The sequence below is a fragment of the Pseudomonas sp. NPDC089534 genome, assembly GCF_044749305.1.
Classification (GTDB): Bacteria; Pseudomonadota; Gammaproteobacteria; order Pseudomonadales; family Pseudomonadaceae; genus Aquipseudomonas; species Aquipseudomonas ekonensis.
On the sequence record NZ_JBIVHR010000128.1, the window covers coordinates 1 to 14,003 of the forward strand.

The following is a 14,003-nucleotide window of genomic DNA, read 5'->3' on the forward strand; positions in this document are numbered from 1 at the left end:
AACGCACCCCTGGGCGCCCCCCGCCGCCCCCCCCCCCGGCGCGGCCGGCGCCCCGCCCGCGCCCCCCCAGCGACCTGGCCGGCGATTCGCTGCGCCAGTCCGATGCGCAAGTCCTGGCCCGCACCCTCGGCGGCGCGGCGTTCGGCCTGTACGGCTACCTTGACTGGATCGCCGAGCAGATCCTGCCCGACACCGCCGACGAGTCGACCCTGGAGCGAATCGCCGCGCTGCGCCTGAACCAGCCGCGCAAGGCCGCGCAGGCCGCCACCGGCAGCGTGAGCTTCAGCGCCGCGGCCGGCGCGGTGCTGGACGTGGATACGCTGCTGCAGGCCAGCGACGGCCGCACCTACAAAGTCACCGCCGCGCGCACCACGGTCAGCGGCACCAACACCACCACCGTCGCCGCGCTCGACGCCGGCAGCCTGGGCAACGCCGATGCGGGCCTTGCGCTGACCCCGGTGCAGCCGGTCGCCGGCATCGTCGGCAACAGCTTCGTGGTCGCGGCGCCGGGCCTGAGCGGCGGCGTGGCGCGGGAAAGCCTGGAGTCCCTGCGTTCGCGGGTGATCCGTTCCTACCGCGTGATTCCCCACGGCGGTTCGGCCCAGGACTACGAGACCTGGGCGCTGGAGTGCCCCGGCGTGACCCGCGCCTGGTGCCGCGGCGGCCTGCTGGGGCCGGGCACGGTCACGGTGTTCATCATGCGTGACGACGACCCGCAGCCGGTGCCCAACGATGAACAGTTGGCCGAGGTCCAGGCGTACATCGAGCCGCTGCGGCCGGTCACCGCCGAGGTGCACGTGCAGCGGCCGGTGCAGGTGCCGGTCACCTACCGCCTGAGCGTCAACCCGGACACCACGGCGGTGCGGGCGGCGGTCGAGGCGCAGTTGCGCGACCTGCACAACCGCGAGGCGGACCTCGGCCAGTCGCTGCTGATCAGCCACATCCGCGAAGCCATCAGCAGCGCCGGCGGCGAATACGACCACACGCTCACCGCGCCGGTCGCCAACGTGCCCGCCGGCGCAAGCGAACTGCTTACCTTCGGAGGTTGCGTATGGGGGTGATCAGAACCGCCGCGCAGTACCAGGCGCAGTTGCGCGCGCTGCTGCCCGCAGGTCCCGCCTGGGATCCGGAGCGGGTGCCGGAGTTGGAGGAGGTGCTGCAAGGCGTCTCCGAGGAACTGGCCCGCCTCGACGCCCGCGCCGCCGACCTGCTCAACGAGATGGATCCGGCCGGGGTCAGCGAACTGGTGCCCGACTGGGAAAAGGTGATGAACCTGCCCGACCCGTGCCTGGGCGCCACGCCGCTGTTCGACGACCGGCGCCTGGCCGTGCGCCGCCGCCTGCTGGCGGTCGGCAGCCAGGCGGTCGGCTACTACCTGGACATCGCCAAGAGCCAGGGCTACCCGAACGCCACCATCACCGAGCTCGAAGCCCCGCGCATGGGCCGTTCGCGGTTCGGCGCGGCGCACTTCGGCACCTGGGAGGCGCAGTTCATGTGGACGCTCAATACCGGCGGCCGCCTGCTGCTGGGCCGGCGCTACGGCGCGAGCTACTGGGGCGAGCGCTTCGGCGTCAACCCGGGCTCGGCGCTCGAATGCCTGATCCACCGCGCGGCGCCGGCGCACACCAAGGTGCACATCAACTATGACTAGGGAGCAGTGACGGGATGGACTATCCGAAGAGCATGCCCGGCGTCGGCCTGGTCAACAGCCGCTTTGTCGACGAGAACCCGATCACCGGAACACCGGGCTCGCTGATCCCGGCCGAGTGGGGCAACGCGCTCACCGAAGAGGTGCTGACGGTCATCAAGGCGGCCGGGATCGAACCCACCGAAGGGTTGAACACGCAACTGCTGGAGGCGCTGCGCGGCAAAAGGCTGTTCGAGACGCCGGCGCAGTTCGATGTCAGCCAGAAGGTGGCGACGACGGAGTTTGTCCAGCGTGCGCTGGGCAGTCTCGCCGGGCAGACCAACTATGTGGGGGAGGTCGCGTTGACCACCGCCGATGTCGGCAAGCTCTCGATCTTCACCTCGACCGGCACGGCGACGCTGCCCGAATGGTCCGCCGTGCCGGCGGGAGGGCTGGTCACCCTGGTGGGCGGCGGCAACGGCCTGACCGTCAAGGCCCGGCCGGGCGAGACCTTGGGCACCACCAACGGTCCGGCGGTTACCTCGCTTCAGTTCGCAGGCGGCAGTTTCGTGACATTCAGGCGCCTTCTGCTGGGCGGCGGGTGGGGGCTGGATGCCGGCGACGGCGCCCTGAAGTATTCGCCGGTGTTTTCCTCCTCCTTGGGCGTCAGCGGCTTTCAGCGCCTGCCCAGCGGCCTGATCCTGCAGTGGGGCTTCGCCAACGGCGGCTCGGTGAGCGAAACCGTCACCTATCCGATCGCGTTCCCCAACGCGGTGATGTTCGTTTCCGCAAGCGACATTTCGCCGGGGTTCGCGGACCTGCGCTTCTCCCTGAACCGCCTGTCGCTCAGCCAGTTCCAGCGTTTTTCCAACGTCGATCCCGGCGGCTGGAACTGGTTCGCCCTCGGCTACTGACCATCAAGGTGAAAACGATGAGATTCATTGATTTCGACGCCCGGGGCGAACTGCTCGGGCGCTACGACTCTGTCTTGCATGCGCAGATTCCTGACGGTGCCGTGGAGGTCTCCGACGAGCTGTTCATGCGCACCATCGATGAGCATGACGGCGTCTGGAGGCTCACCGACGGCAAGGTCACCAAGCATCCGCTGGCGAATGCCTCGCAGGTGATCGAAGGCGAACTGAGGGCGGCCGCCCTGGCCACGCGCGACGGTCTGCTGGCCGAGGCCGACCAGCAGACCGTCGGCATGGCGGACGCCTACATCGCCGGCCTGCTCGATGCCGATGACATGCAGCGGTTCAAGGCGTTTGCCGCCTACAAGCTGGCGCTGAACAAGATCGACAGGCAGCCGGGCTATCCGCAGGACATCGCCTGGCCCGAACGGCCGGCCTGAGACCCGGGCCGCTGCGGTCCGCCGCAGCGTGCCGTCTTTTGACAATCATTCTGAATACCAGGAGGTCCCGACGTGGATTATCCGAAAGGCGTCCCCAGCGCGGGACTTGTGAACGGGAAGTTCGTCGATGAAAACCCGTTGACCGGGACGCCGGGGTCGCTGATCCCGGCGGTGTGGGGCAACGGTGTGACGGAGGAACTGTTGACCGTGATTCGTGCGGCGGGCCTGGAGCCCTCCGAAAACGAGTCGGACCAGTTGCTCAAGGCGCTCAGGAGCGTGCTGACCCAGGACGCCATGCCCTTGGCGGCCCTGGCGTTCCCGACGGTGGGCACGGCGGACGGACGCATTCCGGCGACCGCTGCGGGGGCGTCGGCGGGCGGAACGGTGTCGGTGCCGGGCGGTGTGCTGGTCAGCCTCTGCGAAGAGGCTGCCGTGGGCGCGACGGCCCGGCCGCGCACGCTGCTGACCAGCGCATGGAGCTCGCCTGCGCTGGACATCAACAGCACCTATTTCCTGCGCATGCAGATCCGTGGCGGGGCACTGGCCTGCTACCTGCAAAAAGGCACCGATGCCGATGCGGTCCCCGCATCGATGAAGGGCGTCAACGGCAACGGCAGCGGCGGCGGGTTCGACTCGACGTGCATCGACATGCTGGTGGCCAGGGTGGTGACCGAGGGCGCCGGGACGGTGCCCAAGCTCACGCTGCTGGCGAACAAGGCGCGCCTGGAGGCGGTCGGCGTCTGGTCCGGCGCCAACGGCAACTATTCGTTGACCCTGAATTGGGCCCGCAAGCCGCGTGCCTACATCGCAGGCATCTGTGATTTCGACGACAACGTGAAGACGGACTACGGCGTGATCAGCGAGCCCATCGGGGTCAACATCACCGGTAAGCCGATCGTGCCGGAAGGCGGGGGCACCGACCGGTACACGGGGCGGGTGAGCATTATCGCGTGGGCGCAGAACTTGTCCGCCCCGGGGCTCATGAACGCCCGCGTCAGATGGGAGGTTTGAAGATGAAAGCCATCATCGAAAACGGTGTGGTGACCGCCCTGGTCAGCGGCGATGTGGAGGGCGGTGTCACGTTGGCCGAGGGCACCGCGGTGTCGGTCGGTTGGCGCTTCGCCGACGATGTGTTCAGCGCGCCGCCGGCGGCCGAGCCCGTTCGGGACGCCCGGCCGGAGGCGGAACGCCGTTGGCGCACGGCGACGCTCGCCGAGACCGACTGGCTGGTGATCCGCCACCGCGACGAACTGGACGTCGGGGCGCAGCAGACCCTGAGCGCCAAACAGTTCTCCAAGCTGCAGGCCTATCGTCAGGCGCTGCGCGACTGGCCGGCCGCAGGCGATCCTTCGGACAGCCTGTCGCGCCCCGAGCCGCCCAAGTGGCTGGCGCGGATGGCCCAACGTACCGCGTGAACGCGCCTGCCTGCGCACCCGCCTCGACGCCCGCCCTGCGCGGGCGTCTTTCATTCGTGCGGAACCCAACCGCCCATCGCTGGAACCACAGCGACTACTTACAGGACTTGAACAGTGGACTATCCAAAAAGCGTCCCGAGCGCCGGACTGGTGAATGGGAAATTTGTCGATGAAAACCCGCTGACCGGGACGCCGGGGTCGTTGATCCCGGCGGACTGGGGCAACGGGGTCACGCAAGAGATCCTCAACGTGATCAAGGCCGGGGACCAGACCCCGGACGAGAAGAAGTACGATCAATTGCTGCTGGCGATCCAGTCGGTCACGGCCAAGGGCTGGAACCAGGATCTGGCCTTGCCGTTGACGGCCCTGCCGCTGCCGACCGTGGCCTCGGCCGATGGCCGGCTGGCCGTGACGCCGGTTGCCTCAGCGACCAGCGGCGGGCGCGTGTCGGTGCCGGCGGGCGTTTACGTCAGCATCGGCCAGGAAGTGGTGGCCGGGCAGTTGGGGCGTTCGCGCACCTGCGTGACCGCGGCCTGGAGCAGCGCTGACCTGTTGCCCAGCTCCAGCTACTTTCTGCGGGCGCAGATGACCGCTGGCGCACTGACCTTCTACACCCAGCGCGGCACGGTCTTCGACGTAACGCCGGACTCCCTGAAGGGAACGGCCAACGGCGCCTCCGGCGGTGGTTTCCAGTCTTCGCCGCTGGACATGTGCCTGGCCTGGGTGGTCACCGGCGCGCCGGGATCCCTGCCGACGGTTCGCACCATCTACAACAAGGCGCGGCTGACCTGGACGCAGACCGTGAACGGCACCGGGGCAGTGTTCCTGCCGCTGGATCCCCATGCCCGCGCTGCGCGGCTGGTGGCGGGCAACCCGACGCCGTCGTCGACGGCCGTGACCTCCGTTGCGTTTCCGTCCACCGGATGGGCGGGGGGCAACTACAGCTTCCTGTCGCCCGTTTCAACCGCTGTCTCCAACAATGCGGGCGGCTGGAATCCCTCCACCGTCTATCCATGCGCAGTGTTCACCAACAACGTCCTCAACGATGTCACGGTGTCCACCCTGACCGCCAGTTTCGACCACGCCAATCTGCGTTCGCTCTGGCAGTGCTATCAGGCCGAACACACCTTGGGCCAGGTCGTTGCCGACAGCGACGAGCTGCTGTTGAGCATGGGCATCAAGAGCCATCCGGTGACCGACTACGTCACCGGCATCGCGATCAACTTTTCGGACGCCGTGAACGTCCAGCTGACATGGGAACTCATTCGATGATTGTCATTCAGGAACTCCACCAGATCGACGGTGAGCTGCGTCTTCCGCAACCGTCCGCCGCCCACGACTGGGACGGCGAGAAATGGGTGCTCAATGCCGTCCGGGCCGGGCTGCTGGATCAGCAGGAAGCCGAACGCCTGTGCGCCCGGCTCGATGCGGCCGCCGACAACGCCCGTGCCGCGCTGGCGGGCGATCCGCTCAAGGCGCTGGAATACGCCCAGGCGGCCGTTGACGCGCAGGCCTTCCAGGACGCCGGCTACCCCAGAGGCGACGTGCCGCTGTCCGTCGCCGCCTGGGTCGCCCGTGGCCGCAGCGCCAAACAGGCGGCGGACGAGATTCTCGACAAGGCCGCCCAGGTCAGCGACGGGCTGCTGGCCCTGCGCACCCTGCGCCTGAAGGCCAAGACCCAGATCCGCGCCCACGCGGCCAAGGGCAAGCTGGACGACGCGCGCAGGGTCGTCGATGACACCCTGGCGGCGATCCGCGTGCAGGTCGGCGGTTCGGCCGGCTGACCGGATCGCCTTCGGCGCGCCATTCCCAAGCCCACGTCACCGTGGGCTTTTTTGTTTTCGGCAACAGACCGTGGCAGGGCCGGTGGCGAACGCCGTCCCGGCACGGCTCATTTGTTATTTCAGAGGAACACACGATTTATGGACTATCCAAAGAGCGTCCCCAGCGTCGGCCTGGTGGATGGCCGCTTCGTCGATGAAAACCCGGTGGCGGGCACGCCGGGCTCGCTGATTCCGGCGGTGTGGGGCAACAGTGTGACCCAGGAGATCCTGGGCGTCATCACCGGTGGCGGTCTGGTTGCCTCCGAAGCGGACACCGGTCAGCTGTACAAGGCGATCCAGTCGATCGTCGGGGGCTACAGTCCGATGCGTTCGGTGGTGACTCGGGTCACGACGTCAAAAGCGCTTGCAGCCGAAGAACTCGGTCTGGTGCTGATCGATGGCAGCGCAGGGGCCATGACGCTCACGCTGCCGGCGGCCGGTGCCGAGCTCGGTGTGAGCGATGTGATCGTCCGTCGCCTGGACAACAGCGTCAACCGACTGGTCGTGCAGGCCGCCGGGAGTGACCGGATCCGTTTCCATACAAACCTTTCGCCGGGCGGTTACCCGTTCCTGGTACTGATGGGCGGCGGAGACTGGTGGCACCTGCGCAGCGATGGCGCCGGGAGTTGGTGGCCGGTCGGCCGCTACGACAATACGCCGTTGGGCCGTCCGGTCTTCGAAACCTCCACCGCAATCAGCCCTGGTGGCTACGGTATGCTCAACGGCGTGCTGTTCAACCGTGCCCAATGGCCGTGGCTATGGGATTTCGCCCAGGCTTCCGGGGCACTCGTCACCGAAGCTGCCCGGGCCGGTCGCGAAGGCGGATGGACCAGCGGCGATGGCGCGACGAACTTTCGCATACCCGAAATGCGCGGCGAATTCCTGCGGGTGCTGGATGAAGCGCGCAATGTCGATGCGGGGCGGGTCGCCGGCAGTTTGCAGGCCCATGCCCTGCAGACGCACAACCACTTTCTGCCGACAGGCTCGGGGTCATCTTTCCGGCCGGCTCCTGCGATTCCCGACGGCAATTGGAGCGTCACCAGCGACGTCAACTTTTCCCCGACCGGCAACACGGTGGCGACAACGTATCCCAATCCGGCTTTCGACTCTGATTCCTACATCGGCAACATCGGGACGTTTGCGGGGGAGACACGTCCGCGAAACATCGCCTGTCCAGGCCGGATCAAACTGATTTGAGGTTCTTATGTACAACTACCTGATCGACCGCAGCGGTGCCCTCATCGGGCCTGTGGAGTTCACGCCCGTGCCGGGGCTGGGCGTGCAACTGCCGGACAACGCGGTCACGCTGAATCTTGAATTGTCCCCGGCGCCGAACGGTTTCGCCTGGGCGCATATCAACGGTGCCTTGCAGCAACAGCCCGACTTTCGTGGGGATGTCTACCGCACCGAAACGGGGACACGAGAGACCTGGACCGCATTGGGGGCATTGCCGGAAGGCTATACCACGCTGCCTTGGCCTGGCGGATTCCATGTCTGGGACGATGGTGCCTGGCGGATCGATGACGAGGCACGTCTGGTGGATCTTGCGAAAACGACGCTCACGAGGCGCGACACGCTGCTGCGCGACGCCGTCCTGCGCATTGCCCCGCTGCAGTACGCCGTCGACATCGGCGACGCCTCCGCGGAGGAACAGCAGCGGCTGCTCGACTGGAAACGGTACAGCGTAGCGCTCAACCGCATCGATAGGCAGGCCGGCTTTCCTGATGGCATCGACTGGCCTGCGATGCCGGGTACTTCCTCAGGCAACTGATCGCACAGGAAATGAGTAATGGACTATCCCAAGAGCATCCCCGGCGTCGGCCTGGTCAACGGCGGCTTCATCGATGAAAACCCCGTTGCCGGAACCCCCGGTTCGTTGATCCCCGCCGCCTGGGGCAACGGCGTGACGCAAGAAATCCTCAACGCCATCAAGGCCGCCGGGCTGACGCCGGATGAGGCCAGGACCGACCAGTTGGCGACGGCCATCGGCGCCCTGGTCGACTTCAACAAGCTCAGGAACACCCCGACCACGCTGAGCGGCTACGGCATCACCGATGCCACCGGACGGTTGCTGGCGGTCAAGCAGTTCGACACGGTCGGGATCACGGTGTACCGGCCCGATCCCAAGGCCAAGAGGATTCGCGTGCGGCTGGTCGGTGCGGGCGGTTCCGGAGGCGGCTGTTCGCCTGTCCCGGCGAACTCGCAGGGCCTCGGGGGCGGCGGCGGTGCCGGAGCCTACGGTGAAGGCCTGTACGACGTGACGCCGGACATGAGGGCCGGCGTGCCTGTTTCGCTGGGCGCCGGCGGCGCTGCCCGCAACGCGCTGGGCGCATCGGGCGGTGGCGCGTCCTTCGGGCCGTACATGAGCGTTACTGGAGGTTCGGGCGGGCAAACCCTGGTGATCACCCTGACAGCCACTTCCTCCGGCTTCGTTCAGGGCGGGACGGGAGGGCAATCGGTCACCGGCGCCAACCTTGTCGGTGCCCGTGGCCAGAGCGGCGGTTACGCCATGAGCAACGCGAACTGGGGACTGCTCTCCGGTGCCGGCGCCCCCAGCCCGTTCGACGGCGGCGCCCCCTTCACCGGGGTGAACCTGAGCGCCAACACCGGCACGCGGGGCTCCGGGGGCAGCGGGGCCTGTTCGAACAGTGCCTCTGCCTCCAATCCGAGCGGCGCGGGCGGCAATGCCTTTTGCGAAATCTGGGAGTACGAATAATGGCCCTCTATGCACGGGTGGAAAACGGTGTCGCCGTGGAACTGATCGATACCGGCGACTATGCGATCACACAGCTGTATGCCCCTTCCTTCGTCGAGATGATGGTGCGGGTGCCTGACGGCGCCGACGTCGAACTCGGCGCGCCGCTCGGCGATCTGCGCCAGGCGGCCGCACCGGCGGCTGCGCCTCCGAGCCCTTTGGCGACGCGGGCCAACGTTGCCGTGGACGATGAACCTGCGGCCCAGGCGCGGGCCTGGCGCGAGTCGGTCCTGTCGGCCACCCAATGGCTGATGACTCGGCATCGCGACGAACAGGAACTCGGCCGCGTGCCGAGCCTTCCGGCGGCGCAGTACCTGGAGCTGCTCCAGTTCCGCCAGGCCCTGCGCGATTGGCCGGCCTCCACTGACTTTCCCGCCGCTGTCGGCAGGCCCGCCGTGCCGCAATGGCTGGCCAGTGCCGCAGGCTGAACCCCTGATCATAAGGAGATGAACATTGGACTATCCCAAAAGTGTACCCAGCGTCGGCCTGGTGAACGGCCGCTTCGTTGACGAAGACCCGCTGGCCGGAACCCCGGGCTCGCTGATTCCGGCAGCGTGGGGCAACGGCGTGACGCAGGAGATCCTGGGTGTCGTGAAGGCCGCCGGCATGACCCCGGACGAGGCGAACAGCAACCAACTGCTGGGGGCGTTGCGCAGCCCGGCGCTGTTCATGACGGCGGCGCAGTTCGATGCCAGCCGCTCGGCCGCGACCTGCGAGTTCGTCCAGCAGGCGCTGGGCAGCCATGCCAATGCGCGGAGCATTGCCGGCCCGGTCCAGCTGACCGCGGCGGATGTCGGCTGCGCCATCGGCCTGGGCGGAACGGCCGCCTACACCGTGACGCTGCCGGACGCCGCGACGGTGCCGGTCGGCGCGTCGATCAGCCTGCATTGCCGAAACACCGTGCCGGTCACGGTCGCCAGCAAGACCGGTGCGCAGATCAGCCCCCAAGGGGCCTATCTGGGCTCGATCACGATCAACAACGGCGAGAGCGCGACGTTTGTCCGGGAGGCGGGCATCTGGGTCGTTCACGGCACGGCCGCGCTGAAATACTCGGCGTCCTACGCCTCGCAGTTTTCCACCGCCGGCTATCAGCGGTTCCCCAGCGGGTTCATCCTGCAATGGGTGACAGGGGGATCCGACGCGAACGGCGTCATGACCGTGTCGTTGCCCATCACGTTTCCCAACGCCGTCCTGGGAGGGCTCGCCAACGAAGGCTACCCGCCAGGCTGGGGAGGCTCCAACGTGACCGTCTGGGCCTTTGACCATGCCTCCTCCACGACAACCACAGCGGTTGCCCGGGTGCGCAACGTGATGGCTTCGAGCGTGAAGGCCGATCCGGGTATCTCGGGTCGCATACTGGTTTGGGGACGATAACCATGACTATCTATTTTTATGCGCGGACACGCGGATTCGACCTGGTCGACAACCCGTTGCCGGAACCGCCCGAAGGCGCGGTGGAAATCACCCAGGCCCAGTACGCCGAACTGTTTGCCGGCCAGGCGCTCGGCAAGGTCATCGACGCCAGCGCCAGCGGCCAGCCGGTGCTGATCGACCCGGTCATCCCCCGGTCGGCGCTGGTCGCCCAGGAACGCCGTTGGCGCAATCAGGTTCTGCAAGACACCCAATGGCTGGTGCTTCGCGATGCCGAAGAGCTGGAAATGGGTGAGGGCACGACGTTGCGTGCCGATGAGTTCAAACAGTTGCTGGCGTATCGGCAGGCATTGCGGGAATGGCCCGGTGATCCGGACTTTCCCGATGCGAAGTCGCGTCCGGTGGAGCCTGACTGGTTGGAAGAACTGCAGCGAACCGGCCTTTGAGCTGCGGCAGAGATCGTCAACCAAGGAGAAACACACGTGGATTTCCCCAAAAGCGTGCCGGGCTCGGGACTTGAGAACGGAAGATTCGTCGACGAAGACCCCATCGGCGGAAAGCCTGGATCGCTGATTCCTGCGAGCTGGGGCAACAGTGTCACCCAGGAAATACTCAATGCAATCACGGCGGCCGGCCTGACGCCCGACGAAGAACAGACCGACCAATTGGCCAAGGCCATCCGGCAACTCGCGAAGCCGGATCCTTTGCAGCAGTTTCCGGTGCAGGTGTACCGCAGGAATGTGCTGATCAACGGCGGGTTCGATATCTGGCAACGCGGAACCACCAACCTGGCACCGAACATCGGCGGCTATGTGGCCGACCGCTTCCGGTGCGACTGGAACGGCAATGCAGGGGTTGCCATCAGTCGGCAAAGCTTCATTCCAGGTCAAGGCGAAGTCGCGGGCGAACCCCAGGCGTACCTGCGTTGGCAGCAGACGGCGGCCGGCACCGGATCGACCGTGCACAGAGTTTCCCAGAACGTCGAATCGGTCAGGACGCTTGCGGGCAGGACGGCGACCGTTTCGTTCTGGGCCCGGTCCGATGCGGCGCGTCAATTGCGGGTGATGATCTTCCAGAACTTCGGCACGGGCGGCTCCGAACCTGTCGAAAGGCCGGTCGAGGTCTTTCAGGTCGGCACCGGATGGGCGAAGTACAGCGCCTCGTTCCAGGTGCCGACCATTGCCGGAAAGATGCTGGGCGCGAACCACTTTCTGCGGCTGGCCATCGACCTGCCGCTCAACGTGCTGCAGACCGTCGATCTGGCGCGCATCCAGCTGGAGGAAGGGCCGGTTCCGACCCCCTTCGAATACCGCACCGAAGCGCAGGAGCTGAGCGATTGCCAGCGCTACTTCGAGCGGTCGTTCACCGGCGGGTTGCCGATTCGGGCAAACAACGGCTCCGGCACCTGCATTTCGACGTTCAGTCAAGTGCCGGCCGCCAACACCGGCCAGTACGGCATGACGATCGGCATGCTCGTCCAGAAGCGTGTCCTGCCGACGGTCGTGGCCTATTGCCCTGGTGAAAACAGCGCCCAGGTCTGGAACCAGTCGATCGGCAAGCCTTGCACCGGAACGATCCTGCAGGGACTGACGGACCGTGCGATCTCGTTCGCCACCGTCACACCCGTCGGCAGCGCCCCCGGACAGACCCTGCAAATCGAATGGACGGCTGACGCCGAAATCTAGGAGACCCGATGGACTATCGATTGACCGTCAATGGCGTGATGCGCCTGAGTGACGCCGCGTACATCCCGCAGGATCCGGGTAACCGGGACTGGCTCGAATATCAGGCGTGGCTGTCGGAGGGTGGGCAGGTGCTGCCCCGGCTTGCCGATCCCGACAGCGACGATGCACAGCGCGGCGTCCTGGGCCTTTTCAAGCGCCTCATTTAAATCATCTATATGGATCAAGCGTGAAAACTCTGGAAAACAACTGATCGGCGGGTTTTTCACGCCAACGTGATTCAATCGCAGCATCCAGGGAGGATCGAACATCATGCCAATCACCGAAAACCAGCTTGTCAGCATCATGCCGAACGCCCGCCCCAAAGCGGGCGTTTTCGTTCCGGCGCTCAATGCGGCCATGGAGCGCCACCGCATCGACACGCCCAAGCGCATCGCCGCGTTCCTGGCCCAGGTCGGCCATGAGTCGGGCCAGTTGCGCTATGTGCGTGAACTGGGCAGCCAGCAATACCTGAGCAAATACGACACCGGCACCCTCGCGGCCCGGTTGGGCAACACCCCCGAAGCCGACGGCGACGGGCAGAAGTACTGCGGCCGAGGCCTCATCCAGATCACCGGCCGCACCAACTACCGGCAATGCAGCCTCGGCCTGTTCGGCGACGAACGCCTGCTGGCCTTGCCGGAACTGCTGGAGCAGCCGCAATGGGCGGCGGAGTCCGCGGCCTGGTTCTGGGCGCAGAACGGGCTGAACGAGTTGGCTGACCGCGACGAGTTCAACGGCATCACCCGGCGCATCAACGGCGGGCTCAACGGCCTGCAGGACCGCCTGGAAATCTGGGGGCGGGCGAGGGCGGTGCTATGCCCGGTCTCGGCCTGAACCCCTGGAGGCTGGCCGGCATCGCGCTGCTGGCCGTCGGGGCGGCGGCGCTGGCCTGGCGGTTCCAGGACTGGCGCTACGGCCGGCGACTGGCCGAGCAGGCCCTTGAACATGCCCAGGTTCTCAATCAACTGACCCTGACGGCCGCCGCCGCGCAACAGGCCGAGCAGGACAAGCGCCTGGCCCTGGAGCAACGGCTCGCGGCCAGCGAACAGACCCACTACCGAGCGCTCAATGATGCCCAACGTGATCAGGCTCGCCTGCGCGACCGTCTTGCCACTGCTGATCTGCGCCTGTCAGTCCTCGTCGATGCCGGCGACGTTGCCCAAGGCTGCGACGTGCCAGCCGCCTCCGGCGCCGGCGGCGTGGATCATGCAACCCTACGCGCCCGACTTGACCCGGCGCATGCTCAACGAATTGTCGCCATCACCGACGAAGGCGACCGCGGACTGATCGCCCTGCAGGCCTGCCAGGCCTATGTCAGGGCTTTGGCGCCTGCACATCCTGAATGAGCCTGCGCCTTGCATGCGCCATCGGCTCGTGTACGGTGGTGCACATTCCATCCGATCCGGAGTGCGCCGTGAAAGAAATCACCCAACTGGCCGCCGAACTTGGCCGGCGCCTGCAACTGCTCAATGCCCACGTCACCACGGCCGAGTCCTGCACCGGCGGCGGGATCGCCGAGGCGATCACCCGCATTCCCGGCAGCTCGGCATGGTTCGAGGCCGGCTACGTGACGTATTCCAACCGGCAGAAGACCTTGCAGCTGAACGTGCCGGCGGACCTGTTCCCGACGGTGGGCGCGGTCAGCCGCGAAGTGGTCGAGGCCATGGTGCGCGGCGCCCAGGACAAGAGCCGGGCGCGCTTCGCCGTGGCGGTCAGCGGCGTGGCCGGGCCGGACGGCGGTTCGCCGAACAAGCCGGTGGGCACGGTGTGGCTGGCCTGGGGGGCGGGCGACGCGGTATCCAGTGAGGTGCAGCACTTCCCCGGCACCCGTGACGACGTCCGCCGACAAACGGTGAAGGCCGCGCTAGAGGGGTTGCTGCGACTGACGGTCGAAGTGCTGGCGCGGCCGGTGCCGGCGTTCGACCGCTCGCCGGCCT

General features: G+C 66.9%; 19 protein-coding genes. All 19 read left to right on the forward strand.

The features are described 5' to 3' along the window. Positions 1–74 precede the first annotated feature (74 nt). Positions 75–1,061, forward strand: coding sequence for a baseplate J/gp47 family protein (locus tag ACIP0B_RS25985; RefSeq protein WP_400837520.1), 987 nt, complete (start codon positions 75–77; stop codon positions 1,059–1,061). Further along, entirely contained in the window at positions 1,052–1,651 is a 600-nt protein-coding gene (locus ACIP0B_RS25990) for a YmfQ family protein (protein ID WP_400837467.1), read from the forward strand. The genes ACIP0B_RS25985 and ACIP0B_RS25990 overlap by 10 nt, the downstream gene beginning before the upstream one ends. A gap of 14 nt (positions 1,652–1,665) precedes the next feature. After that, a complete protein-coding gene (locus tag ACIP0B_RS25995; RefSeq protein WP_400837470.1) occupies positions 1,666–2,541 on the forward strand; it encodes a gp53-like domain-containing protein in 876 nt (291 codons plus the stop codon). 17 nt (positions 2,542–2,558) lie between these two features. Further along, entirely contained in the window at positions 2,559–2,978 is a 420-nt protein-coding gene (locus ACIP0B_RS26000; protein WP_400837473.1) for a tail fiber assembly protein, read from the forward strand. Between the two features lie 108 nt (positions 2,979–3,086). Further along, positions 3,087–3,989 (forward strand): hypothetical protein, encoded by a 903-nt coding sequence (locus ACIP0B_RS26005; RefSeq protein ID WP_400837476.1) that lies wholly within the window; start codon positions 3,087–3,089, stop codon positions 3,987–3,989. Between the two features lie 2 nt (positions 3,990–3,991). Beyond that, a complete protein-coding gene (locus tag ACIP0B_RS26010; protein WP_400837479.1) occupies positions 3,992–4,393 on the forward strand; it encodes a phage tail assembly chaperone in 402 nt (133 codons plus the stop codon). Positions 4,394–4,507: 114 nt separating this feature from the next. Beyond that, positions 4,508–5,665 (forward strand): phage tail protein, encoded by a 1,158-nt coding sequence (locus tag ACIP0B_RS26015; RefSeq protein WP_400837482.1) that lies wholly within the window; start codon positions 4,508–4,510, stop codon positions 5,663–5,665. Further along, positions 5,662–6,177, forward strand: a complete 516-nt coding sequence (locus ACIP0B_RS26020) for a phage tail protein (RefSeq protein ID WP_400837484.1) — start codon at positions 5,662–5,664, stop codon at positions 6,175–6,177. The genes ACIP0B_RS26015 and ACIP0B_RS26020 overlap by 4 nt, the downstream gene beginning before the upstream one ends. 138 nt (positions 6,178–6,315) lie before the next feature. Beyond that, the gene (locus ACIP0B_RS26025; RefSeq protein ID WP_400837487.1) at positions 6,316–7,413 is read left to right on the forward strand and encodes a phage tail protein; all 1,098 of its coding nucleotides are present in this window, start codon (positions 6,316–6,318) and stop codon (positions 7,411–7,413) included. Positions 7,414–7,420: 7 nt separating this feature from the next. Next, positions 7,421–7,987, forward strand: a complete 567-nt coding sequence (locus ACIP0B_RS26030) for a tail fiber assembly protein (RefSeq protein ID WP_400837490.1) — start codon at positions 7,421–7,423, stop codon at positions 7,985–7,987. An 18-nt stretch (positions 7,988–8,005) separates the two neighbouring features. Continuing rightward, positions 8,006–8,932: a hypothetical protein gene (locus tag ACIP0B_RS26035; protein ID WP_400837493.1), complete on the forward strand. Its 927-nt coding sequence runs from the start codon at positions 8,006–8,008 to the stop codon at positions 8,930–8,932. Further along, the gene (locus tag ACIP0B_RS26040) at positions 8,932–9,399 is read left to right on the forward strand and encodes a phage tail assembly chaperone (protein WP_400837496.1); all 468 of its coding nucleotides are present in this window, start codon (positions 8,932–8,934) and stop codon (positions 9,397–9,399) included. Before ACIP0B_RS26035 ends, ACIP0B_RS26040 begins: the two co-directional genes overlap by 1 nt. Before the next feature lie 25 nt (positions 9,400–9,424). Then, positions 9,425–10,345 carry a phage tail protein gene (locus ACIP0B_RS26045; protein ID WP_400837499.1) on the forward strand — a complete coding sequence of 307 codons (921 nt, stop codon included), beginning with the start codon at positions 9,425–9,427 and terminating at the stop codon, positions 10,343–10,345. 2 nt (positions 10,346–10,347) lie between these two features. Continuing rightward, entirely contained in the window at positions 10,348–10,788 is a 441-nt protein-coding gene (locus ACIP0B_RS26050) for a phage tail assembly chaperone (protein WP_400837502.1), read from the forward strand. A gap of 36 nt (positions 10,789–10,824) precedes the next feature. After that, the gene (locus ACIP0B_RS26055; RefSeq protein WP_400837505.1) at positions 10,825–12,027 is read left to right on the forward strand and encodes a carbohydrate-binding protein CenC; all 1,203 of its coding nucleotides are present in this window, start codon (positions 10,825–10,827) and stop codon (positions 12,025–12,027) included. 8 nt (positions 12,028–12,035) lie between these two features. Further along, positions 12,036–12,233, forward strand: a complete 198-nt coding sequence (locus ACIP0B_RS26060) for a hypothetical protein (RefSeq protein WP_400837508.1) — start codon at positions 12,036–12,038, stop codon at positions 12,231–12,233. 103 nt (positions 12,234–12,336) lie between these two features. Next, entirely contained in the window at positions 12,337–12,900 is a 564-nt protein-coding gene (locus tag ACIP0B_RS26065) for a glycoside hydrolase family 19 protein (RefSeq protein WP_400837511.1), read from the forward strand. Further along, a complete protein-coding gene (locus ACIP0B_RS26070) occupies positions 12,882–13,412 on the forward strand; it encodes a lysis protein (protein ID WP_400837514.1) in 531 nt (176 codons plus the stop codon). The genes ACIP0B_RS26065 and ACIP0B_RS26070 overlap by 19 nt, the downstream gene beginning before the upstream one ends. Before the next feature lie 68 nt (positions 13,413–13,480). Then, positions 13,481–14,003, forward strand: a 523-nt coding sequence (locus ACIP0B_RS26075) for a CinA family protein (RefSeq protein ID WP_400837517.1), incomplete at its 3' end; no start/stop codon positions are given.